This window comes from Curtobacterium sp. SL109 (assembly GCF_026672405.1).
GTDB lineage: Bacteria > Actinomycetota > Actinomycetes > Actinomycetales > Microbacteriaceae > Curtobacterium.
Window position 1 is genome coordinate 3,439,207 of the sequence record NZ_JAPPRB010000002.1, and the last position, 21,308, is coordinate 3,460,514.

The 21,308-nt window shown below is 70.4% G+C and carries 19 protein-coding genes; 11 read left to right on the forward strand and 8 right to left on the reverse strand.

Going from position 1 to position 21,308, the window contains the following annotated elements; all coding sequences use genetic code 11:
• Nucleotides 1-69: 69 nt before the first annotated feature.
• Entirely contained in the window at nt 70-1,047 is a 978-nt protein-coding gene (locus tag OVA28_RS17700; protein WP_442780809.1) for a carbohydrate ABC transporter permease, read from the reverse strand.
• Entirely contained in the window at nt 1,044-1,979 is a 936-nt protein-coding gene (locus OVA28_RS17705; protein WP_194628628.1) for a carbohydrate ABC transporter permease, read from the reverse strand. Before OVA28_RS17705 ends, OVA28_RS17700 begins: the two co-directional genes overlap by 4 nt.
• Nucleotides 1,980-2,230: 251 nt before the next feature.
• Here OVA28_RS17705 and OVA28_RS17710 point away from each other — a divergent pair, with 251 nt between their 5' ends.
• Complete coding sequence (locus OVA28_RS17710; protein WP_268098241.1) at nt 2,231-3,217, forward strand: LacI family DNA-binding transcriptional regulator; 987 nt, start codon at nt 2,231-2,233, stop codon at nt 3,215-3,217.
• Between the two features lie 514 nt (nt 3,218-3,731).
• Here OVA28_RS17710 and arfA read toward each other — a convergent pair.
• Nucleotides 3,732-5,234 (reverse strand): arabinosylfuranosidase ArfA, encoded by a 1,503-nt coding sequence (gene arfA / locus OVA28_RS17715; RefSeq protein WP_194661717.1) that lies wholly within the window; start codon nt 5,232-5,234, stop codon nt 3,732-3,734.
• A gap of 235 nt (nt 5,235-5,469) precedes the next feature.
• Here arfA and OVA28_RS17720 point away from each other — a divergent pair, with 235 nt between their 5' ends.
• From OVA28_RS17720 to OVA28_RS17730, 3 genes are read left to right on the forward strand one after another with little or no spacing between them, the layout of a single operon-like run.
• Complete coding sequence (locus OVA28_RS17720; RefSeq protein ID WP_268097909.1) at nt 5,470-6,837, forward strand: extracellular solute-binding protein; 1,368 nt, start codon at nt 5,470-5,472, stop codon at nt 6,835-6,837.
• A 54-nt stretch (nt 6,838-6,891) separates the two neighbouring features.
• Complete coding sequence (locus OVA28_RS17725; RefSeq protein WP_194661715.1) at nt 6,892-7,857, forward strand: carbohydrate ABC transporter permease; 966 nt, start codon at nt 6,892-6,894, stop codon at nt 7,855-7,857.
• 1 nt (nt 7,858) lies between these two features.
• Complete coding sequence (locus OVA28_RS17730; RefSeq protein ID WP_194661714.1) at nt 7,859-8,773, forward strand: carbohydrate ABC transporter permease; 915 nt, start codon at nt 7,859-7,861, stop codon at nt 8,771-8,773.
• 242 nt (nt 8,774-9,015) lie between these two features.
• On the opposite strand, the gene OVA28_RS17735 is transcribed toward OVA28_RS17730, so the two are convergent.
• Nucleotides 9,016-9,768: a hypothetical protein gene (locus OVA28_RS17735; protein WP_268097911.1), complete on the reverse strand. Its 753-nt coding sequence runs from the start codon at nt 9,766-9,768 to the stop codon at nt 9,016-9,018.
• Nucleotides 9,769-9,859: 91 nt separating this feature from the next.
• On the opposite strand from OVA28_RS17735, the gene OVA28_RS17740 reads away from it, so the two are divergent.
• Nucleotides 9,860-10,882, forward strand: coding sequence for an ABC transporter substrate-binding protein (locus OVA28_RS17740; RefSeq protein WP_268097912.1), 1,023 nt, complete (start codon nt 9,860-9,862; stop codon nt 10,880-10,882).
• A gap of 34 nt (nt 10,883-10,916) precedes the next feature.
• On the opposite strand, the gene OVA28_RS17745 is transcribed toward OVA28_RS17740, so the two are convergent.
• Nucleotides 10,917-11,183 carry a hypothetical protein gene (locus tag OVA28_RS17745; protein WP_194661711.1) on the reverse strand — a complete coding sequence of 89 codons (267 nt, stop codon included), beginning with the start codon at nt 11,181-11,183 and terminating at the stop codon, nt 10,917-10,919.
• Between the two features lie 81 nt (nt 11,184-11,264).
• On the opposite strand from OVA28_RS17745, the gene OVA28_RS17750 reads away from it, so the two are divergent.
• Entirely contained in the window at nt 11,265-12,251 is a 987-nt protein-coding gene (locus OVA28_RS17750; protein WP_268097913.1) for an alpha/beta hydrolase, read from the forward strand.
• Here OVA28_RS17750 and bla read toward each other — a convergent pair.
• Complete coding sequence (gene bla, locus OVA28_RS17755) at nt 12,217-13,188, reverse strand: class A beta-lactamase (RefSeq protein WP_268097914.1); 972 nt, start codon at nt 13,186-13,188, stop codon at nt 12,217-12,219. The two genes, OVA28_RS17750 and bla, sit on opposite strands and share 35 nt — an antisense overlap.
• Before the next feature lie 52 nt (nt 13,189-13,240).
• Entirely contained in the window at nt 13,241-14,722 is a 1,482-nt protein-coding gene (locus OVA28_RS17760) for a mannitol dehydrogenase family protein (protein ID WP_268097915.1), read from the reverse strand.
• Between the two features lie 136 nt (nt 14,723-14,858).
• Between OVA28_RS17760 and OVA28_RS17765 the strand changes: the two genes are divergently transcribed.
• The 5 genes from OVA28_RS17765 to OVA28_RS17785 all read left to right on the forward strand — a co-directional run bounded on the left by OVA28_RS17765 (nt 14,859) and on the right by OVA28_RS17785 (nt 20,362).
• The gene (locus OVA28_RS17765) at nt 14,859-15,500 is read left to right on the forward strand and encodes a TetR/AcrR family transcriptional regulator (protein WP_194661707.1); all 642 of its coding nucleotides are present in this window, start codon (nt 14,859-14,861) and stop codon (nt 15,498-15,500) included.
• A 72-nt stretch (nt 15,501-15,572) separates the two neighbouring features.
• Nucleotides 15,573-18,278 (forward strand): MMPL family transporter, encoded by a 2,706-nt coding sequence (locus tag OVA28_RS17770; protein ID WP_268097916.1) that lies wholly within the window; start codon nt 15,573-15,575, stop codon nt 18,276-18,278.
• A gap of 144 nt (nt 18,279-18,422) precedes the next feature.
• Nucleotides 18,423-18,866 carry a MarR family winged helix-turn-helix transcriptional regulator gene (locus OVA28_RS17775; protein WP_268097917.1) on the forward strand — a complete coding sequence of 148 codons (444 nt, stop codon included), beginning with the start codon at nt 18,423-18,425 and terminating at the stop codon, nt 18,864-18,866.
• 45 nt (nt 18,867-18,911) lie between these two features.
• The gene (locus OVA28_RS17780) at nt 18,912-19,124 is read left to right on the forward strand and encodes a hypothetical protein (RefSeq protein WP_071269526.1); all 213 of its coding nucleotides are present in this window, start codon (nt 18,912-18,914) and stop codon (nt 19,122-19,124) included.
• A 140-nt stretch (nt 19,125-19,264) separates the two neighbouring features.
• A complete protein-coding gene (locus OVA28_RS17785) occupies nt 19,265-20,362 on the forward strand; it encodes an alkene reductase (protein ID WP_268097918.1) in 1,098 nt (365 codons plus the stop codon).
• Nucleotides 20,363-20,825: 463 nt separating this feature from the next.
• Here the strand turns inward: OVA28_RS17785 and OVA28_RS17790 are convergent, their stop codons facing one another.
• Nucleotides 20,826-21,179: a hypothetical protein gene (locus tag OVA28_RS17790; protein WP_268097919.1), complete on the reverse strand. Its 354-nt coding sequence runs from the start codon at nt 21,177-21,179 to the stop codon at nt 20,826-20,828.
• Between the last annotated feature and the right edge of the window lie 129 nt (nt 21,180-21,308).

Sequence of the window (21,308 nt, forward strand, 5' to 3'; positions counted from 1 at the left end):
GGGGTGCTGCTGTGGGGCTGGCGGGCGGGAGGTGCGTGGCGGGGTCGCCCCGAGCCTCCTGGCCGTGGGTCAGGCCTTGACGGACCCGGCGGCGAGGCCGGACTGCCAGAAGCGCTGCAGGAAGAGGAACGCGACCACGATCGGGATGATCGTGAGGAGCGAACCGGTGACGACGAGGTTGTAGATCGGCTGCGCACCGGAACCGGTGGCCTGCGCGTTCCACTGGTTGAGGCCGACGGTGAGCGGGTACCACTTCGGGTCGCTCAGCATGATGAGCGGCAGGAAGTAGTTGTTCCACGTCGCGACGACGGCGAACAGGAGCACGGTGACGACACCGGGGGCGAGCAGGCGGAGCGCGATCGTGAAGAAGATCCGGAACTCCCCCGCGCCGTCCATGCGGGCGGCCTCGAGGAGCTCGGACGGGATAGCGTCGACCGCGTACGTCCAGACCAGGTACATGCCGAACGGGCTGATCAGCGAGGGCAGGATGATCGCCCACGGGGTGTTCGTCAGGCCGACCTGCGAGAAGAGCAGGAAGGTCGGGACGGCGAGGGCCGTGCCGGGCACCGCGATGGCTCCGAGGACGATCGCGAACACGGCGCGGCGGCCGGGGAACGCGAACTTCGCCATGCCGTAGCCGGCGACGGTCGCCAGGAGCGTCGCTCCGCCGGCACCGACCACCACGTAGAGCAGCGTGTTGCCGAACCACTGCAGGAAGATGCCGTCGTTGTACGTGACGGTGTCGACGATGTTCTGCCAGAGGTTGAAGTCCCCGCCGAACCAGAGGCCGAAGGTGGAGAGCAGCGACGACTGCGTCTTCGTGCTGTTCACGAGCAGGTAGAACAGCGGCGCGAACGAGTACACGACGAAGACGATCATCACGGCGGTCAGGAGACCGGAGCGCTTCGGCTTGCGGCCGTCGACGGGCTGGTCCGCCTTCCGGGAGGATCGTCCCGCTCCGCGACGGCCGTTGCGGAGCGTCGTGGTCGCCTCGGTCACCGTGGCCGGGCCGGCCGGACCGGTGGCGGGGTGCTGCAGGGTGCTCATCGGTTCTCCTGTCGGGTGCCGCGGACCTGCACGACGTAGGCGATCACGGCGGTGATGACGCCCATCACGATGGCGACGGTGGCGGAGTAGTTGAACTGCTGGCCGCTGAAGGACAGCGAGTAGGCGTACATGTTCGGCGTGAAGGAGCTGCCGATGACGTTCGGGGCGAGGGTCTTCAACAGGTTCGGCTCGTTGAAGAGCTGGAAGCTGCCGATGATCGAGAAGATCGTGGCGATGACCATCGGGCCACGGAGCGCCGGGAGCTTGATCGAGAACACCGTGCGCAGGGGGCCGGCACCGTCGAGCTCGGCGGCCTCGTACAGCTCGCCGGGGACGGTGCGGAGGGCCGCGTAGAAGATCAGCATGTTGTAGCCGAGGAACTCCCACGTGACGACGTTGCCGATCGACGTGAGGACCCAGGTCGGGCTGAACGGCTGCAGCAGGTCGATGCCGAGCGCGTCGTTCGCCGCACCGGTCAGGCCGAACTGGTTGCCGTAGATGAAGCCCCAGATGAGCGCTGCGACGACGCCGGGGACCGCGTAGGGCAGGAACACCGCGATGCGGAAGAACGACGTTCCCCAGAGCCGCGCGCTGTCGAGCGTGAGGGCGGCGACGAGGGCGAGCCCGAGCATGATCGGCACCTGGATGACCAGGAAGACGACGACCCGCCCGAAGCCGGACCAGAACTGCGAGTCCTGGAAGAGCTGCAGGTAGTTCGCGAACCACACGAACTGGTTGCCGCCGACGAGCTGGTCACGGAACAGGCTGAGCCACAGCGCGTACCCGATCGGCACGATGAGCATGAGGACCAGGACGACGACGAACGGTCCGACGAACAGCCACCCGGTGAACCGGCCCCTCGGCTTCGGCCGCCGTCGCGGTGGCGCTGCCGGCGACCCGGCCGGGGCCGTGCGCGCTGCGAGCGTGCTCATGTGACTCCTTCGTCTGCTGCGTTCGGGGACGCGGCTGGTGCGTGCGTGGAACGCGGTTGCTGCGTTCGGGGACGTCGATGTTGACGTCAACATCGAACGAGCCGACGATAGCATGGCAACGTCAACATGCGTTACCGTTCGGAGCGGTCGGCTCCCTGTCCGGCTGCCCCCCGGGCGTTCGTCCCGGCCACGCCCGACGAAGGAGCGACGTGACGACCGACCTGTCCGCCACCGGCCGTCGCGCCCCGTCGATGGCCGCCGTCGCCGACGCCGCCGGCGTCTCGATGCAGACGGTCTCGCGGGTCGCCCGCGGCTTCGACAACGTCAGTCCCGACACCCGCGAGCGCGTCCAGCAGGCGATGGCCTCGCTCGGGTACCGCCCGAACCGGGCTGCGCGGGCACTGCGCTCCGGGCGCTTCCGGACGATCGGCGTGATCATGTTCACGCTCGCGTCCTTCGGCAACATGCGCACGCTCGAGGCCATCGCCGACGCCGCCGGGGCCGCGGACTTCACGATCACGCTGCTGCCGATGGCCTCCCGCACCGAGGAGGGGGTCCGCTCGGCCTTCTCCCGCCTGCACGAACAAGCCGTCGACGGCGTGGTGATCATCATCGAGTCCCACGTCATCGACACCGCCGAGGTGGCCCTGCCCGACGGCGTCCCGATGGTCGTCGTCGACTCCACGGGCACCACCGAGCACCCGGCGATCGACACCGACCAGACCGACGGCGCCCGGCTCGCCACGCAGCACCTGCTCGACCTGGGCCACGACACCGTGTGGCACGTCGCCGGGCCCTCGTCGTCGTACTCGGCGGCGCGACGACTGGCGGCGTGGCAGACCACGCTCGAGCGCGCCGGCCGGGTCGTCCCGCCGGCGTTCCACGGGGACTGGAACACGTCCTCCGGCTACCGCGCCGGCCTCGAGATCGCCCGGCGCCCGGAGATCACCGCGGTGTTCGCCGCGAACGACCAGACCGCCCGCGGGATCCTCCGCGCCTGCCACGAGCTCGGGCGCACCGTGCCGGAGTCCCTCAGCGTGGTGGGCTTCGACGACTCGCCGGAGTCCGACTCGTTCTGGCCGCCGCTGACCACCGTGCACCAGTCCTTCGACGAGGTCGGTCGTCGCGCGGTCTCGACCCTGCTCGCCCAGATCGAGGGCGCGCCGGTCGTCGCCACGACGGACCTCGTCCCGGTGCGCCTGGTCGAGCGCGCGAGCACGGCGGCGCCGCCGCGGTAGCGCAGCGCGCGCGGGCGGGGCGGGCGCGTGGTACGAGGTTGCGCACCCCGTGCGCGCCCGTGTCCCCGCACGGGGCGATCACCCTCGCACCGTGCGAGGGACTCCGCACCGTGCGAGCCGGCCCACCGAGACGGACCACGTGCCGGACAGGAGGCTCGTGGCGGCCTCGCACCGAGCCTCCCGGCCGCCCCGTGGTGCGTTCCGGCCCATCGCGCCTGCGCTGGAACGCGAAAACGCGCGTCGGGGGTCGGATGATCCGACCCCCTCCGTCCGATTCGACCTCCTGTGCGCGGATCGACCGGCGGCAGATCGCGGCGGCCGCGCCGCGTGCCGGACAGGAGGCTCGTGGCGGCATGGCGGCATGGCGGCCTGGCACCGAGCCTCCCGGCCGCCCCGTGGTGCGTTCCGGCCCATCGCGCCTGCGCTGGAACGCGGAAACGCGCGTCGGGGGTCGGACGATCCGACCACCGACGCGCGTTCCGACCTGCTCAGCAGGGACCGACCCCGACCGGGACTAGCCGATCGACAGCGCCGTCCAGCTCACCGGGGGGAGCTCGATCGTGACGGTGTCGCCCTCGCGGCGAGCCGTCTCGTTCGTGCGGAGGCCGACGCGCGACGTGTTCGTCAGGTCGTTGACCGCGTGCAGGTCGTCGTCCCAGACGCCCTCGGCGTGGACGTCACCCGTGACGTCGAGCCCCGACAGGTCGATGGTGACCGTCGTGCTCTCCGAGGGGTGGCGGTTGACCAGGAACACGGCGGCCTTGCCGTCCTCGATCGTGGCGGCGGAGTCCACGACCGGGACCTCGCCGTACGTGCCACCGTCGACCGTGTCACCGGACGCGATGACCTGCAGCGAGGTGCCGTGGGCGAGCCGCGAGGTCAGCGAGAACGGGAAGAAGGTGGTCTGGCGCCAGGCCTCGCCACCGGGCTCGGTCATGATCGGGCCGATCACGTTGACGAGCTGCGCGATCGAGGCCGACGCGACGCGGTCCGCGTGGCGCAGCAGCGAGATGAGCAGGCCACCGACGACGACGGCGTCCGCCACCGTGTAGATGTCCTCGAGCAGACGCGGGGCGACGGGCCACTCGTCGAGCGTGAACTCCTTCTGCTGCTCGTTCCACTTCGAGATCGACCAGACGTTCCACTCGTCGAACGAGATGTCGATGCGCTTGTCGGACTTCTTGTGCGCCTTGACGTGGTCGGCCGCGGTGGTGACCGTGTCGATGAAGCGGTCCATGTTGACGCCGGACGCCAGGAAGGTCGGCATGTCCGTGCCCTCTTCGTAGTAGGCGTGGGCCGAGATGTAGTCGACGTCGTCGTAGGCGTGCTCGAGGACCGTGCGCTCCCACTCCCCGAACGTCGGCATCGACGCCCCGGAGGACCCACAGATGACGAGCTCCAGGTCGGGCTGGATCTGCCGCATGCCCTTGGCGGTCATCGCCGCGAGCTTGCCGTAGTCGTCGGCGTTCTTGTGGCCGAGCTGCCAGGGGCCGTCCATCTCGTTGCCGAGGCACCACATGGTGATGCCGAAGGGCTCCTCGCGGCCGTTCGCACGACGCTGGTCGGCGAGCGCGGTGCCGCTGCGGATGTTCGCGTACTCGAGCAGCTCGATGGCGGCGTCGGTGCCGCGGGTGCCGAGGTTCACGGCGAGCATCATCTCGGAGCCGACCGAGTCGAGCCACTGCTGGAACTCGTGCAGGCCGACCTCGTTCGTCTCGGTGGAGTGCCACGCGAGGTCGAGGCGGCGGGGACGCTGGTCGACCGGGCCGACGCCGTCCTCCCACTTGTAGCCGGAGACGAAGTTGCCGCCGGGGTAGCGGATGGTGGTGACGCCGAGCTCCTTGACGAGCTCGATGACGTCCTTGCGGAAGCCGTGCTCGTCGGCGCTCTCGTGGGCGGGCTCGTGGATGCCGTCGTAGACGTGGCGACCGAGGTGCTCGACGAACCCACCGAAGATGCGGCGGCGCACCGGCCCCACGGTGAACGCGGCGTCGAGGACGAGGTGTGTGCGGGGCATGGATCTCCTTCGATCATCTGCTGGCTCGTGGGCTCCGGGCGCACTGCACCCGGTGCGGTCGGCGGCGCTCGGTCCCCGTCAGTTCCGGAGAGTGAGCGCTCACCTGTTCCGTAACGCTACCGGTATCCATGTCGTGACGAAAGGGGTGGCGCGCCGCGGACAGCGGGGCTAATGTGAGCGCTCACGGAGCACTGACCCACGTGTTCCGCAGCCCGGCCCACGATGGAGTGATGCCATGCCGATCCGACCCGTACCACCCGTCTCGCAGTCACGGGGCGCCGGTTTCACCCGGCGGAGCCTCCTGGCTGCCGGAGCGGCGGCCGCGACCGTCCTCCCCCTCGCCGCGTGCTCGAGCCCGCTCTCCGCTGGCCTCGCCGGCAGTGCGCTCAACCCGGAGACGCTCGTCTTCTGGAACCTCTTCGGCGGTGGCGACGGTCTCCGCATGCAGGAGATGGAAGCCGGCTACGCCAAGCAGCACGGCGGCTCCAGCTCCCTGCAGGCGACGACGTTCGCCTGGGGCAACCCGTACTACTCCAAGGTCACACTCGCCACCGTCGGGAACAAGCCGCCGGACGTCGCGATCGCTCACCTGACCCGGGCGAAGCCGCTCTGGGACGGCGACCTGCTCGACCCGATCACAGCCGACGACCTGGCCGGTGTCGGGCTCAGCGCCAGCGACTTCAACCAGAAGGCCTGGACCGCGCAGAAGACCGACGGCAAGAACATCTGTGTCCCGCTCGACACGCACCCCTTCGTGCTGTTCTACAACGTCGACGTCTGCCAGAAGGCCGGTCTGATCGACGGCGACGGCAACCTCAAGGACCTGACCGGCATCGACGCCTTCGAGAGCGCCCTCGCCGCCGTCTCGAAGGTCACGGGTGGCACGGCCCTGAACGTGGCGAACGTCAGCGAGATCGCCACCCCGTGGCGTTTCTTCTGGACGATGTACAACCAGATCCAGGGTGCCACCCCGTTCATCAGCGACGGCGGCGCGAAGCTCACGGTGAACGAGGACGCCTACTCGAAGGTCACCGAGATGACCCAGAAGTGGGTCAAGAGCGGCTGGCTCAACAAGGGCCTCGACTACGCCACCGCGCAGACGCTGATGTTCACCGGCAAGGCCGGCTTCTTCATGCAGGGCGAGTGGGAGATCAGCACCGCGCAGTCGATCAAGGGGCTGAAGTTCGGCATGGCACCGATCCCGCAGCTCTTCGACAAGCCGGCGACCCAGGCCGACTCGCACACCTTCATCCTGCCGCGGAAGGACCGCACGCCGGAGCAGAAGAAGGCCGCGATGCTCTTCATCAAGCAGATGCTCGAGCAGAGCCTCACGTGGGCGCAGGGCGGGCACGTCCCGGCGTACATGCCGACGTTCGACAGCTCCGCGTACAAGAAGCTGACGCCCCAGTCGAACTACGCCTCGGCCGCCGAGTCCGCCGTGTTCGACGACGCCGCCTGGTACGGCGGGTCCGGCTCCACCTTCGAGAACACCGTCGGCGCCCAGCTCGCGCTCGTCCAGCAGGGCAGCAGCTCCCCCGCCGCTGCCATGAGCGCGATCAAGTCCCAGCTGTCGACCTACCTCAACACGCCGAGCCCGCTGTGATCGGCCCGACGACCACCACGAACGCCGTGAACACCCTGCGAAAGGCACGATGACGTGACCACAGCACCTGTCCTCGACCGGCCCACGGACGCGGCGAGCGCGCCCCGCAAGCTGCGCACCTACCGCACCAGCCTGACCCGCGGCCAGGGCCGCAGCGGTTGGCTGTTCCTGGCCCCCTTCGGCCTGTTCTACATCGCCTTCCTGCTCGGTCCGACGATCTGGATGATCGTCACGAGCTTCTTCAACACCTCGACGGTGCGCACCGGCCTCGGCACCTTCGCCGGGTTCGCGAACTACGCGGAGATGCTCGGACGCGACGACTTCTGGTCCTCGCTCTGGCACACGCTGCAGTTCACGCTCTACACGACCCCGCCGCTGGTGATCCTGGCGTTCGTGTTCGCCGTGCTGACGAACCGGATGAACAAGGGCCAGTGGTTCTTCCGCCTGGCGTTCTTCCTGCCGTTCATCCTGCCGTCGGCGACGATCTCGCTGATCTGGGTGTTCATCTTCACGCCGAGCACCGGCCTCTGGGCGAGCGCGCAGTCGCTGCTCGGGCTGACCCCCGGCGCCGGCATGCTGGCGAGCCCGAACACGGCCATGATCGGCGTCGCCATCGCCACCGTGTGGTGGACCCTCGGCTTCAACTTCGTGCTGTACCTGGCCGGCCTGCAGGAGATCCCCCGCGAGCTGTACGAAGCGGCCGCGGTCGACGGTGCGTCGAACTGGCAGCAGATCAAGTCGATCACGCTGCCGCTGCTCGGCCGCACGACGACCCTGGTCATCCTGCTGCAGATCATCGCCAGCCTGAAGATCTTCGACCAGGTCTACCTGATGACGAACGGCGGACCGGGCATCTCGACCCAGGTCTCGCTGCAGCTCATCACCGGCGTCGGCTTCACCGACAACCGGTTGGGTGCCGCCTCGGCCGCGTCCGTCCTCCTGTTCATCGTGATCGTCGCGATCGCCGTCATCCGGCAGGTCATCGAGCGCGTGGCCGCCAAGCGTGAGATCGGAGCCTGAGATGACCACCACCGAGAGCATCACCACCGACCGGCCGAAGTTCCGGTCCGGCGTCTCGTCGGCCGCACCCACGAGTGCCGCCAAGATCGGCGTCAGCGGCCGCGGCTTCACGATCGCGTCGGGCATCATCCTGACGGTCTTCGCGATCATCTGGCTCATCCCGAGCGTCTTCGCCCTGAAGACCTCGCTGTCCGACAACGGCGTCGCGGCGCTCGGCGCCAACTCGATCCTGTCGAACTGGAACCCGACGCTGCACTCCTACGCGGCACTGTTCCAGGCCGGCGACATCTGGAACTGGTACCTCGCCAGCGCCATCACGAGCATCGTCACCGCGGTGCTGACCGTGCTGTTCGCCTCGATGGCGGCGTTCGCGCTGTCCCGCCTGGTGTTCCGCGGCCGGAACGTCGCGTTCCTGCTCATCATCCTGGGCATCATGATCCCGACCCAGGTCCTGATCATCCCGATCTTCCAGGAGCTCAACGCCGTCGGCCTGCTGAACACCTACTGGTCGGTCATCTTCCCGCAGGTGCCCGCCGTGATCGCGGTGTTCATCTTCAAGCAGTTCTTCGACGGCATCCCCCGTGAGCTCGAGGAGGCGGCCCGCATCGACGGCGCCGGCATCTGGAAGGTCTACTGGTCGGTCATCCTGCCGCTGTCGCGTCCGGTGATCGCGGCCGTCACGATCCTGACCTTCGTCGGGGTGTGGAACAACCTGCTGCTGCCGCTGTTCGTGCTGTCGAACCCGGACCTCATGACGATCCCGGTCGGGCTCGCCACGGTCCAGGGCAGCTTCGGTCAGCGTTACGCCGACATCCAGGCGGGTGCGCTGCTCGCGGCGCTGCCGCTGATCATCCTCTACCTGATCTTCCAGCGGCAGATCGTGGAGGGCGTGACCGGTTCCGGCCTGAAGGGCTGACGCGACCACACGACGGACGGGAGGTCCGGTGCCAGCTGGCACCGGGCCTCCCGTCCGTCCGTGGTGCGGTCTGCACCCCTCGGTGGGTCGGTCGTCCGCGTGGCGAGTGGATCCGCGCGTGGCGAGTGGGATCGCGCTCAGCACGGTGAATCGCGCGTAGCGGGTCGGGTGTCCTGACCTGCAACGCGCGGGACGCCATCCCATCGCGAGCGACGTGGGAAGGAACGACCACGGCGTCCGGGTCAGGGAACGGGTGTGACCGTCCACGTGCCGTTCGTCTGGATCGCCACGACGCCGGGCAGGTCGACGTCGAACTGCTTCGCGAAGGCCCCGCTGTCCCCGAAGACCTGTGTGTCGTCCGACGTGGTGAAGGCCCGTGCGTTGAAGGAGTCCTCGGCGCCGGCCGGCCGGAAGTCGACGGCCACGTGCGGCACGTCGTCCTGGAAGAACAGCACCGCCGGGCCCGTGCCCGACTGCGCTCCCGCGACGGTGGGCAGGTCGTTCCAGCTGCGCATCGTGACCGACCACGGGCCCTGCGCGTCGACGATCACCGTCTGGTCCGGGGCGTCGTCCCGGAAGACCGCCGTCAGGAACGAGCCGGTCAGGGGTGCGGTGGCACGGCCGAACGGGGACATCCGCCCCGGTGCGGTGACCGTCGCGGTGCCGGTGCAGGCCGAGCAGTCCAGCTCGATCACGACGGCGAACTGCCCCTCGGTGTGGAACGCCACGTTCGACGGGCCGGTCGCCGACGCCGTCGCCGAGACACCGGCGGCCACCGTGCCCGCGTCGACCGTGTCCGGCAGCGCCCGCGCGATCGCCGGGGTCGTCGCCGTCGGGGTGGGGGTCGCCGTCGGGGTGGGGATGCGGGTCGGTGTGGCCCGGGACGCCGCTGGTCCGGGCGGCGCCGAGTCGTCCATGTCCTGCGCACACCCGGTCATCAGCAGCACCGCTGCCATGAGCGTGCCGATCGTCGCCGTCCCCCGTGCCGTCCCCATGCCACCACCCTGGCACGAGCTCCGCCTCGGGGTCACCGGGGGTCGGGCGTCGTCGCGGTCGCGCGCGGAGTGTCGGATACGCTCTCCTGCCGTGGAGCTCCCCCGATCCGGCACCCGTCGCGCCGGCCTGTTGACGGCCGTCGTCGTCGGAGTCCTCCTGCTCACGGGCTGCACGGGCGGGACCACGGTCACCGGACCCACGAGCAGCGCGGACGCCCGCCCCCGCCCGGCCGCTGACGCCTGGTCGTTCGAGGACGCGACCGGCACCACGATCAAGCTCGACCACCGGCCTGAGCGCATCGTCGTGGTGGACGACCTCGCCGTCTCCTTCCTGCAGTACGGCCTGCACCCGGTCGGGACCTTCGGGCAGGTCCCCCTGTCGGAGGATGCCCGGTTCGACGATCTCGACACCACCGGCATCACCGAGGTCGGGACGGACGACGGCGACGTGGACCTGAACCGGCTCGGAGACCTCGAGCCGGACCTCGTCGTGACGTCGGTCTACCCGACGGACGGGTCCGTGGACGCCGACGCCCTCGGCACCGGGTTCGCGAGCCGCTCCCGGCAGGAGCAGATCGGGAAGATCGCGCCCGTCCTCCGCGTCGAGTGGGGCGGGAAGGGCCTCGACGCCGTCCGACAGGTCACCCGGTTGGCGGAGGCACTCGGCGCTGCCCGGACGACCGTCGACACCGCCGAGCGCGCGTTCGACACCGCGCGTGCAGCGCTGTCGGACGCCGCCGACGGCCGTGACCTCCGGGTGGTGTCGATGTACGCCGACGCTGACGGCGTGTACGTCACCCGTCCCGCCGACGAGCCGACCCTGCAGCTCTACGACAGCCTCGGCGTGGACCTCGTCGACCCTGGCTCGACGGGCTTCTACTGGGGCGTCTCCAGCTGGGCCAACGCGGGCAAGGTCGAGGGTGACGTGATCCTGCTCTCCCCGGAGGGGTACCAGGTGCGGGAACTCCTGGCGCAGCCGACCTTCGCCGACGATCCGGCGCTCGTCGCCGGGCAGGTGCACAGCTGGCCGGTGCCGGGGCTCGACTACGCGTCGCAGGCAGCGGCGATGACGGAACTCGCCGGGTGGCTCGAGGACAGCCGGGAAGTGTCCTAGAGCGCTGCCGGTGGTCCCGGCTGCTCCGCGGGGGTCAGGCGTCGAGCGGCAGCAGGGGTGCCCAGAAGGCGTCCGGGCCGTCCCCGACGACCGCGTCGGACTCGAAGCGGAACCCGTAGCCGCGCACGAACTCGGCGGCCGCGGCGATCTCGCTCTGCGCGTCGTCCTGGTCGGCCTCGAAGAGGTACTCGCCGTGCCCCATGCGGACGCCGCTGTCGCTGATGACGCTGAGGTCCCAGCGTCCCTCCTCGGCGCGCTCGATGCGGACGACGGCGGCCTGTGCGGCGGTGAAGTCAGACATGACGACGAGCGTACGTGCGACCGCTGAGCGCTGCTCAGTGGAGCGTGTCCCTGGCGGTCGGTGTTCCTGTAGGAACGGAGCATGACGCGATCGGGCTGGGTCCAGGACGTCCTCGGTCCGTCGTACGAACGGCTGGAGCTGCCGCTCGGAGCGGATGCCGAGGGCCCCGTCGTCGCGACGCTCGTGCGGCGACGCCGGACGCCCGCCGATCTGCTGCACCAGCGCGGGCCGCTCCAGGGCACCGACGTGCTGTACGTGCACGGCTGGTCCGACTACTTCTTCCAGACCGAGCTCGCCGAGCGCGTCGAACGACTCGGCGCCCGGTTCCACGCCCTCGACCTCCGGAAGTACGGCAGGAGCCTCCGGCCGGGACAGACCCCCGGTGGCGCCGACGACCTCGGGGTGTACGACGACAACATCCGCGCCGCACTCGATGCCATCGCCGCCGAGCACCACGGTCCGCGCCGGCGGCTGGTGCCGATGGGGCACTCGACGGGCGGGCTCACCCTCGCGCTCTGGGCGTCGCGGCACCAGGACCTCGTCGACGGCCTGGTGCTGAACAGCCCGTGGCTCGAGTTCCAGGGCGACGCGGTCGGTCGAACGCTGGTGGCGCCGCTCATCCGCCTCGGGGCGCGCCGCAACCCGCTCGCTCCGATCCCGGCCGTGGACCCGGGCTTCTACACCCGGACGGTCTCGAGCACCGGCGAGGGCAGCTGGACCTACGACCAACACTGGCGTCCCGAGCGCGGCTTCCCGCTGCACCCCGGATGGCTGGCAGCGGTCTTCGCCGGACAGCACACCGTGGAGCGAGGGCTGGGCATGCCCTTCCCCGTCCTCGTCATGCTGAGCGACAAGAGCATGCTCCAACCGCGGTGGAACGAGGGCATGGCCCACGCCGACGTCGCCCTGAACGTGGACGCCGTCGCACGGCGCGCACTGTCGCTGGGCGACGAGGTCACCGTCCGACGGCTGCGCGGTGCGCTGCACGACGTGGTGCTCTCCGAGCCGGCCGTCCGGGAACGTGCCTACGACGTCATCGGGCGCTGGGCGGCGACCCTGCCGCGGTGACCGCCGCCCTGGTCGCCGCGGCCACCAGGGCGTCGTCCGGCTCCGCGTCGGCCTCGTCCTTGCTCGTCATCACGACCACGACGACGGGCGCGCCGCCCGGCGGGGTCACGACGCCGATGTCGTTGCGGACGCCGTACGAACCCGTCCCCGTCTTGTCCGCGACCGACCAGCCGGGATCGACCCCTGCCCGGATCGTCGCGTCCCCCGTGGTGTTGCCGAGCATTGCGTCGTGCACCATCCTCCGATCGGACGGATCGAGCGCCGATCCGAAGAGGACGTCCCGCAGGTCCGCCGCGAACTGCGCCGGCGTGGTGGTGTCCCGCGGGTCACCCGGGATGGCCTGGTTCAGGTCGGGCTCCACGCGGTCGACGTTCGTCGTCCGGTCGCCGAGGTCACGCAGGAACCGCTGCACCTCGCCCGGCCCACCGACGCGCTCCACGAGCAGGTTCGCCGCGGTGTTGTCGCTGGAGCGGAGCATCGCGTCCAGGAGCGCCCGCACGGTCATCCCGGTGTCGACGGACTGACTCGTCACGGGGGCGTGGGCCAGCAGATCTGCTCGGTCGTAGTGCACGACGGTGTCGAGGTCGGCGTCCGAGGACCGTGCGCGCAGTGCCGCCGCGACGAAGACCTTGTTCGTCGAGGCGAAGGCGAACCGCTCCCCCGCACGCCAGACGACCTGCCTGCCGGTGCCGGTGTCGATCGCCACGACGCCGAGCCGTGCGGCGTGGTCGCGCTCGAGCGTGCGGAAGGCACGGTCGGCCTCGGCCTCGGCCTCGGGCGACGAGGTCGCGACGGACGTCGGCGTCGCGGGTGCAGCACTCGTCGTGGACGTCGCGCCGGACGTCGGCGACACCGTCGGGGACGCTGTGGTCCCACTGCACCCGGCCAGCGCGAGGGCCACCGCGAGGACCACGGCCGCAGCGGACGTCGTCGTCATCGATCGCATCCCGCCGTCCTCCCGCGCACCCTGTGCGCTGCTCCTCCCCGCGTCAAGAACGCGACAGCCGCTCCACCGTGGCGTGTGCACCGTCGCGGACGAGCCCGTCGAGGGCGTCGCGGTACGCCGCGACGAACCGCTCGTCGTCGACGAGGTCGCCGAACACCTGCCGGTTCGCGATGAAGGCCAGCGGGTCCTCCCGCTGGGTCAGGGCGATGCGGTTGAGGGACTCGGCCAGGCGGTCGACGATCTCGATGGGCTCCCCCGACTCGTCGGTGCCCTCGGCGTAGCGCGCCCAGGACGCGACGATCCCGGCCGACAGGGCGACAGGTCCGCCCGACCGGAGGTTCTCACGGACGACCGGCAGCAGCCACTTCGGGATCCGGTCGCTCGACTCGGCGCAGAGCCTGGCCAGCGTGTCGCGGACCTCAGGGTTCTGGAAGCGCTCGATGAGCGTCGCCTTGTAGTCCTCGAGGTCGATGCCCGGCACCGGCTGCAGCGTCGGGGTGGCCTCCTCGTCCATGTACCGCCGGAGGAACGTCGCGATCGCCGGGTCCTGGGTGGCCTCGTGGGCGTAGCGATGGCCGGAGAGGTACCCGAAGTAGCACAGGCCCTGGTGCGAGGCGTTGAGGAGCCGCAGCTTCATCAGCTCGTACGGCTCGACGTCCGCGACGATCTGCACGTCGACGTCCTCGTACGCCGGGCGCCCGGCGGGGTGGTCGTCCTCGAGCACCCACTGGAAGAAGGGCTCGGCGACGACGGGCCAGGCGTCCTCGATGCCGAGGTCGTCGCGCACCGCTGCCCGGTCCTCGTCGGTGGTGACGGGGGTGATCCGGTCGACCATCGAGTTCGGGAAGGAGACGTGCTCGTCCATCCACTCCGCGAACCGCGGGTCCTGCAGGCGGGCGAAGGCGGTGAACATCGCCCGGGCGACGTGGCCGTTGCCCTGGATGTTGTCGCACGACATCACCGTGAAGGGCTCGAGGCCCCGGTCGCGTCGCCGACGGAGGGCTGCCACCACGAGGCCGAAGACGGTGCGCGGCGGGGTGTCCCCGTCGACGTCCGCGACCACGCCGGGCTCGTCCTCGACGAACGCGCCGGTGACGTGGTCGAAGTTGTACCCGCCCTCGGTGATGGTCAGGCTGACGATCTTCGTCTCCGGCGACGCCATCTTCTCGACGACGGCGTCCGGGTCGTCCACGGCGAGCAGGCAGTCGACGATGCTGCCGATGACCCTGGCTTCGCGGGTGCCGTCCGGGTGCTTGAGGACGAGCGTGTAGAGCCCGTCCTGTGTCCGCATCGCCTCGGCCATGCGGCGGTCCTGCTCGAGGACGCCCACGCCGCAGATGCCGTACTCCCGGGCCTCACCGCGCTGCAGGAGCCGGTCGATGACCATCGCCTGGTGCGCCCGGTGGAACCCGCCGACGCCGAAGTGGACGATGCCGGCGGTGATCCCGGTGCGGTCGTAGGTCGGGACGGCGACCCCCGCCGCGGCGATCTCGTCGAGTGTGGCCGGGGACAGGGGGACGGACATCGGTACTCCTTCGTACGGGTCGGTCGGCCGGTGACGATGGCCGTCCCGCCAGTCTTCCACCGGCTGCGGGGGACAAGACTGAGCGTCCGCTCCGCTTCGGTGCACTGAGTGCATCGTTGCACCTAGTGTTGCCTGTGTGACCCTGTCGATCGACCGCCGTGCTGCCCTCAAGGCGAAGCACCGTGCTGCGATCCTCCAGGCCGCGCGTGACCTCGTCGACGAGCGTGGCGGACGTGGGTTCAGCGTGGACGAGCTCGCCGCCCGCGCCGACGTCGCCCGGCGCACGGTGTTCAACCACTTCTCCTCGCTCGACGAGATCCTGCTCACGGTCTGCGAAGAGGTGCTGTCGGTGATCATCGACCGGTTCCTCGGCGACATCGCCAACACGCCGGTCGGAGACGGCTCCCGCTCCTCGATGTTCGACGAACTCGAGTCCGCGGCCCGCGGCGCCGACCTGGCGCCCGCCATCGCCCGGATGGCCACCATCCTCGGTGAACCGGACGAGGAGACCGACGCCAAGGCCGCGATCCTCACCCAGACGGCCTTCGCCCGGGTGACTGACCGCCTCCGTGTCGAGGTCATCCGACGCCACCCCGCCGCCGACGAACTCGACGCGGCACTGCTCGTCGACTCGCTCATGAGCGGCATCGTCGTCATCGCGGAACACTGGCTCACGACGACCGGGCCGCGACTCGACCAGGACGCCCTCGACGACTGGGACGCCCTGCTCGCACGGCTCGTGCACAGCGTCCGCAGCGGGTACCTGCCCGCGCACTGACATCACCACCAGGGGTCCACCGGCGTACCCCACTCCGCACGCACCACCCACTACGAAAGGAACGGGGCACCCATGGCCGGTCTGCTCTACCGCCTCGGACGATTCGCCGCCCGACGGCACTGGCTCGTGATCATCGCCTGGATCGTCATCCTGGGGATCACGGGCGGCACCTACGCCCTGTTCGCGGGGACGATCTCCTCGTCGATCACGATCCCGAACACCAAGACCAGCCAGGTGCAGGACCAGCTCGCGGACAAGTTCCCGAGTGCCAACGGCGGGAACGGCACGATCGTCTTCGAGACGACCGACGGCAAGGCCTTCACCAGCGCGCAGAAGAGCGGGGTCGACGACTTCCTCACGGATCTCGAGGACCTCAACGGCGTCAAGGGTGCGACCTCGGGGTTCAGCACGCAGGACCGGCTCGACGACCAGCGCCAGAAGATCGTCGACGGCCGCAAGCAGATCAGCGACGGCCGCCAGCAGATCACGGACGGCCAGGCGCAGCTCGACGCCCAGAAGGCCCAGCTCGAGTCCGGCAAGCAGCAGATCGCCGACGCCCAGGCGAAGCTCGACGCCCAGAAGCAGCAGCTCTCCGCAGCGTCGGCCTCCGGTGCAGCGGCGACCGGCGCAGCAGCCTCCGGCGCAGCGGCACAGGCCCAGGCAGCGCAGGCTCAGGCAGCGCAGGCGCAGCTGGCGCAGGCCCAGGCGCAGATCGACGCCCAGCAGGCCCAGCTCACGTCCGGTGAGCAGCAGCTCACCGAGGCGCAGCAGAAGATCGACGAGAACACCACCAAGCTCGACGACAACGCGAAGGAGCTGGAGCAGGGGTCCGACCTGCTCGACCTGTCGAAGGACATCCGCTTCGTCTCCTCGAACGGCAGCGCCGCGATCGGCACCGTGCAGTTCACCAAGTCGACGTACGAGGTCCCGCAGAGCACCAAGACCGCGATCTCCGACAAGGCCGAGGCGGCGAAGATCGACGGCGTCCGCGTGTACGTGTCGAACGACATCGCCCAGGGCGTCCCGTCGATCCTCGGCCCGGGTGAGATCGCCGGTGTGATCGTCGCCGCGATCGTGCTGTTCCTGATGCTCCGGACGCTCGTCGGTGCCGCGGTGCCGCTCGTCAGCGCCGTGCTCGGCATCGGGGTGGCGTCGCTCGCGGCCCTGTCGTTCTCCAGCCTCGTCGAGTTCATCTCGGTCACGCCGGTGCTGGGGGTGATGCTCGGCCTGGCGGTCGGCATCGACTACTCGCTGTTCATCCTGAACCGCCACCGCACCCAGCTGAAGCAGGGCATGGGCGTGCACGAGTCCATCGGGCTCGCCAACGGCACGTCCGGCAACGCCGTCGTGTTCGCCGGCGCCACGGTCATCGTGGCCCTGCTGGCGCTCAACATCACCGGCATCCCCTTCCTCGGCCTGATGGGCACGGTGGGCGCCGTCGCGGTGTTCTTCGCCATCCTCATCGCCACGTCCTTCACCCCGGCGCTGCTGTCGATCATCGGCATGCGGATCCTCCGGGGGAAGGAACGGACCCGGATCGGCAACACCGGTTCGACCCGCGTCCCGAACAAGCCCATGTCGACCTGGCGCGCGGTCATCACGCTCGTCGCCGGCGTCGCCGTGCTCGGCACGATCGCGCTGCCCGCGACGCAGATGCGCCTCGGACTGCCGTCGGGCTCGTCGGAGGCCGTCGACTCCAGCCAGTACAAGGCGTACAAGACGCTGAGCAAGGAGTTCGGCGCCGGGCAGAACGGCCCGCTGCTCGTCGTGGCCACCCTGCCGAAGGCGGTCAGCGCGGACGACGTCACCGCGACCGAGGTCACCATCGGCCAGGCGATCGCGAAGAACGACGACGTCGACGCCGTGCTGCCGATCGGCGCCTCGAAGGCCCGCGACATCATCGCGTTCCAGGTGAAGCCGAACGGCGGACCGGACAGCATCTCGACCGAGGACCTCGTCAAGGACCTCCGGACGCAGAACGTGACGGTCGACGACGGGAAGGCCACGCTCGGCGTCGCGGGCAACGCGTCCGCGAACATCGACGTCTCCGAGAAGCTCTCGAACGTGCTGCCGCTCTACCTGGCGGTGGTGGTCGGACTGTCGCTCATCATCCTGATCGTCGTGTTCCGCTCCTTCCTGGTCCCGATCACGGCCACGGCGGGCTTCATCCTGTCCGTGCTCGCGGCCTTCGGTGGCCTGACGGCGATCTACCAGTGGGGGTGGCTCGGCAGCGTCTTCGGCGTGCACGACCCCGCGCCGATCCTGAGCTTCCTGCCCATCATCGAGATCGGCATCCTGTTCGGCCTGGCGATGGACTACCAGCTGTTCCTGGTGTCGGGCATGCGCGAGGCGTACGCCCACGGTGCGAGCGCGAAGGTGGCGGTCCAGCGCGGTCTGCACGCCGGTCGAGCGGTGGTCACGGCAGCGGCGATCATCATGATCTCCGTGTTCGCCGGGTTCATCTTCTCGGACTCCTCCACGATCAAGCCGATCGGGTTCGGTCTGGCGTTCGGTGTGCTGGTCGACGCGTTCGTCGTCCGCATGCTGCTCATCCCGGCCGCGATGCACCTGCTCGGCAGGAGCGCCTGGTGGTTCCCGAAGTGGCTCGACCGCATCGTGCCGGACGTCGACGTCGAGGGCGCCAAGCTCGAGCGGTCGCACCCGGGTGACGGACGCAGCGCCCAGGAGTCCACGCACACGGGCACCCACGCGCTGCCGGTGGAGCCGGACGCCAACCCGCACGACTCGGGCCACGTGCCCGCCCACCGCGCGGAGTAGCACCCTCCCACCCCGAGATCGCAGTCCGTGTCGCCTCCCCCGTTCCGGAGGCGACACGGACTGCGATCTCACGTGGTCGAGGCAGGCGGACGCGCGCGGACCCCGTGCCGCAGGTCCTTCGCGCACGAACGGTATCCTCGGTGCATGGCCTCCACCGAGCTCGACCCCCTCACCCTCGACCGGCAGCTGTGCTTCGCACTCGCCGCCACGAGCCGCAGCGTGATCGGGCTCTACCGCGACCTGCTCGACCCGCTCGGTCTGACACACCCGCAGTACCTCGTGATGCTGGCCCTGTGGGAGCAGGACCCCCGCTCCGTGCGCGCCATCGCGGACGAGCTCCACCTCGACTCGGCGACGTTGAGCCCGCTGCTGAAGCGCCTCGAGGCCGCGGGGTACCTGCGCCGCACCCGCAGCGCCGCCGACGAACGGCAGCTCGAGGTGTCGCTGACCACGGCCGGACGAGCCCTCCGCGAGCGCGCCCGAGCCGTGCCCGTCGCGGTAGCCGACCGACTCGGGTGGCCGGTCGCCCGACTCGAGGCCCTCAAGGACGAACTCACCGCCCTGCTCGACGTCGTCGACACGGTCTAGATCGTTCGTGCAACAATGATGAGTGGACGAACGAAAGGCAGGACCATGGGACGCTTCAGCGGGTGGTACCAGCGGTGGAACACGACGCTCATCGAGAAGATGGGACCGTCGCAGATCGGCGCGGGGCACGACGAGGGTGTCGACGACCGCTCCGTCGACCGCGGATGCCCCATCTGCCACAAGCCCCTGTCGCGACACCAGGTGATCCGTCCCGAGGGCCAGGTCCGATCCTCCACGCTCGTCTGCCCCCGCGACTGACGCCGACCGACGCCCCGCGACTGACGCCGACCGACGCCCCGGCTCGCGCGACGGACGCCGTCCGGCCCCCGCGACTGAGAAGAACCTCCGAGCGGCACGAGCTGTGGAATTGCACACGGCAACAGCGCGTTGACCCGCACGTGAAGCTCTTCGAACCCACCTCCTTCGGCGCCATGCGCCTGTCGAACCGCATCGTCATGGCCCCGCTCACGCGCACCCGTGCCGGCGAGCACGGCATCCCGAACGACCTGCTGGTCGAGCACTACCGTCAGCGCGCCGGCCTCGGCATGATCATCACCGAGGGCACCTGGCCCGTGCAGGAAGGCCGCTCCTACCCCGGCCAGCCCGGCATCGAGACCGACGAGCAGATCGCCGGCTGGCGCCGCGTGGCCGACGCCGTGCACGCCGAGGGCGGCACCATCGTGATGCAGCTCATGCACGGTGGTCGTGTCTCGCACCCCGACATCTCGCAGACCCCGCGCATCGTCGGCCCGAGCGCCGTCGCCGCCCCCGGTCAGACGCACCTCGCCGACGGGTCCAAGGCCGACATGCCGGTCCCCCACGAGCTGACCACCGACGAGGTCGCCGAGGTCGTCCAGCAGTTCGCGCAGTCCGCTCGCAACGCCATCGCCGCCGGGCTCGACGGCGTCGAGGTCCACGGCGCCAACGGCTACCTGGTCCACGAGTTCATGTCCCCGGTGTCGAACACCCGCACCGACCAGTACGGCGGTTCCCCTGAGAACCGTGCCCGCTTCGCGATCGAGGTCGCCACGGCCGTCGCCGAGGCCGTCGGCGCCGACCGCACGGGCATCCGCCTGTCGCCGGAGCACGGCATCCAGGGCGTCCTCGAGGACGACGCCGTCGAGACCCGCGCCGTCTACACCGCGATCGCCGAGGGCCTCGCGCCGCTCGGACTCGCCTTCATCGACGTCCTGCACGCCGACCCGACGGGCGACCTCGTGCAGCACGTCCGTCGCACCGCGGGCGCGCCGTTCATCGTGAACTCGGGCTTCTCCTCGCTCACCACGCGTGACGAGGCCGTCGTGCTGGTCGACACCGACCAGGCGGACGCGGTGGCCGTCGGCCGTGCCGCCATCGCGAACCCGGACCTCGCGTACCGCTGGGAGCAGGACACGGAGCTCAACGAGCCCCGCCCGGAGCTCTTCTACGGCCAGGGCGCCGAGGGCTACACCGACTACCCGACGCTGGCGGACGTGCGCGCGTCCTCCGTCGCCTAGTCAGCACCCCAGCCGGACGGGAGGCTCGGTGCCAGCTGGCACCGAGCCTCCCGTCGATCGTCCGGTCGCCGAGTCCGCCGCCGTCCCGCCCGCACCGGCGGAAGCGACACGGGCCGTGCGGATGCGCCGCGCGCCCCTCGGCAGCGTGTCGCCCGATGCGCGCGCATCGATGGAGGCACGACACTGACCCGGCGGTCGCAACCCGACCGGCAGCACGGCGCCGGCGCCCGTGACCGGCGGACAGGAAGGCGCCTGCTGCCTCCGGTGGAAGCGACAGGCGCAGTGCGGATGCGCCGCGCGCCCCTCCGGAGCGTGTCGCCCGATGCGCGCGCATCGATGGAGGCACGACACCGGCCCGGCGGTCGCGACACGTCCGGCGGCGCGGCGTCGAGCGGCGCCACGGACGAACGGGAGGCTCCCTGCCAGCTGGCAGGGAGCCTCCCGTCCGTAGGGGGTCGGCGGGTCAGAGGTCGACGCTGGCGAGCGTGAGGCCGCCGTCGTGCAGGCGGACCTGGACGCCGGAGATGTCGGCGCGCTGGATGTCGGTCGTCGCGGCCAGACCGCTGGCGTCCTCCCCCGCTGCCGTCCACGTGCCGACCGTCTGCGTCCTGCCGTCCGTCCGGACCACCACGAGGTCGTACATCACCGACCCGTCAGCGGCCCAGTCCTTGCCGCCGTAGGAGCAGCCCCAGTCGAAGCGGGTGCCCCACGAGGCGTCCTGCACGGCGAGGTCCACCGTGAAGCCCTGTCGACCCGACATCGCGTACCGGTCGGCCCCGGGACCGGCGGTCGTGGTCGTGGTCGGGCCGGCCTGCACGGAGCCCCGGTCGGCCGCGGTCCCGACGGCGAGACCCCCAGCACGGCGACCACGACGGCGAGGCAGGCCGTGGCGGCGACCCACACCCGACGACGACGCCGACGGTGGCGGACGCGGTGCGCGACGGCG

What these genes read in the sequence shown, in the direction of transcription:
- OVA28_RS17750 (WP_268097913.1), top strand. Translation starts at nt 11,265, where the DNA reads ATGACGCGATCGGGCTGGGTCCAGGACGTCCTCGGTCCGTCGTACGAA.
- OVA28_RS17730 (WP_194661714.1), top strand. Translation starts at nt 7,859, where the DNA reads ATGACCACCACCGAGAGCATCACCACCGACCGGCCGAAGTTCCGGTCC.
- OVA28_RS17745 (WP_194661711.1), bottom strand. Translation starts at nt 11,183, where the DNA reads ATGTCTGACTTCACCGCCGCACAGGCCGCCGTCGTCCGCATCGAGCGC.
- OVA28_RS17770 (WP_268097916.1), top strand. Translation starts at nt 15,573, where the DNA reads ATGGCCGGTCTGCTCTACCGCCTCGGACGATTCGCCGCCCGACGGCAC.
- OVA28_RS17700 (WP_442780809.1), bottom strand. Translation starts at nt 1,047, where the DNA reads ATGAGCACCCTGCAGCACCCCGCCACCGGTCCGGCCGGCCCGGCCACG.
- bla (WP_268097914.1), bottom strand. Translation starts at nt 13,188, where the DNA reads ATGACGACGACGTCCGCTGCGGCCGTGGTCCTCGCGGTGGCCCTCGCG.
- OVA28_RS17735 (WP_268097911.1), bottom strand. Translation starts at nt 9,768, where the DNA reads ATGGGGACGGCACGGGGGACGGCGACGATCGGCACGCTCATGGCAGCG.
- OVA28_RS17710 (WP_268098241.1), top strand. Translation starts at nt 2,231, where the DNA reads ATGGCCGCCGTCGCCGACGCCGCCGGCGTCTCGATGCAGACGGTCTCG.
- OVA28_RS17760 (WP_268097915.1), bottom strand. Translation starts at nt 14,722, where the DNA reads ATGTCCGTCCCCCTGTCCCCGGCCACACTCGACGAGATCGCCGCGGCG.
- OVA28_RS17780 (WP_071269526.1), top strand. Translation starts at nt 18,912, where the DNA reads ATGGGACGCTTCAGCGGGTGGTACCAGCGGTGGAACACGACGCTCATC.
- OVA28_RS17720 (WP_268097909.1), top strand. Translation starts at nt 5,470, where the DNA reads ATGCCGATCCGACCCGTACCACCCGTCTCGCAGTCACGGGGCGCCGGT.
- OVA28_RS17775 (WP_268097917.1), top strand. Translation starts at nt 18,423, where the DNA reads ATGGCCTCCACCGAGCTCGACCCCCTCACCCTCGACCGGCAGCTGTGC.
- arfA (WP_194661717.1), bottom strand. Translation starts at nt 5,234, where the DNA reads ATGCCCCGCACACACCTCGTCCTCGACGCCGCGTTCACCGTGGGGCCG.
- OVA28_RS17705 (WP_194628628.1), bottom strand. Translation starts at nt 1,979, where the DNA reads ATGAGCACGCTCGCAGCGCGCACGGCCCCGGCCGGGTCGCCGGCAGCG.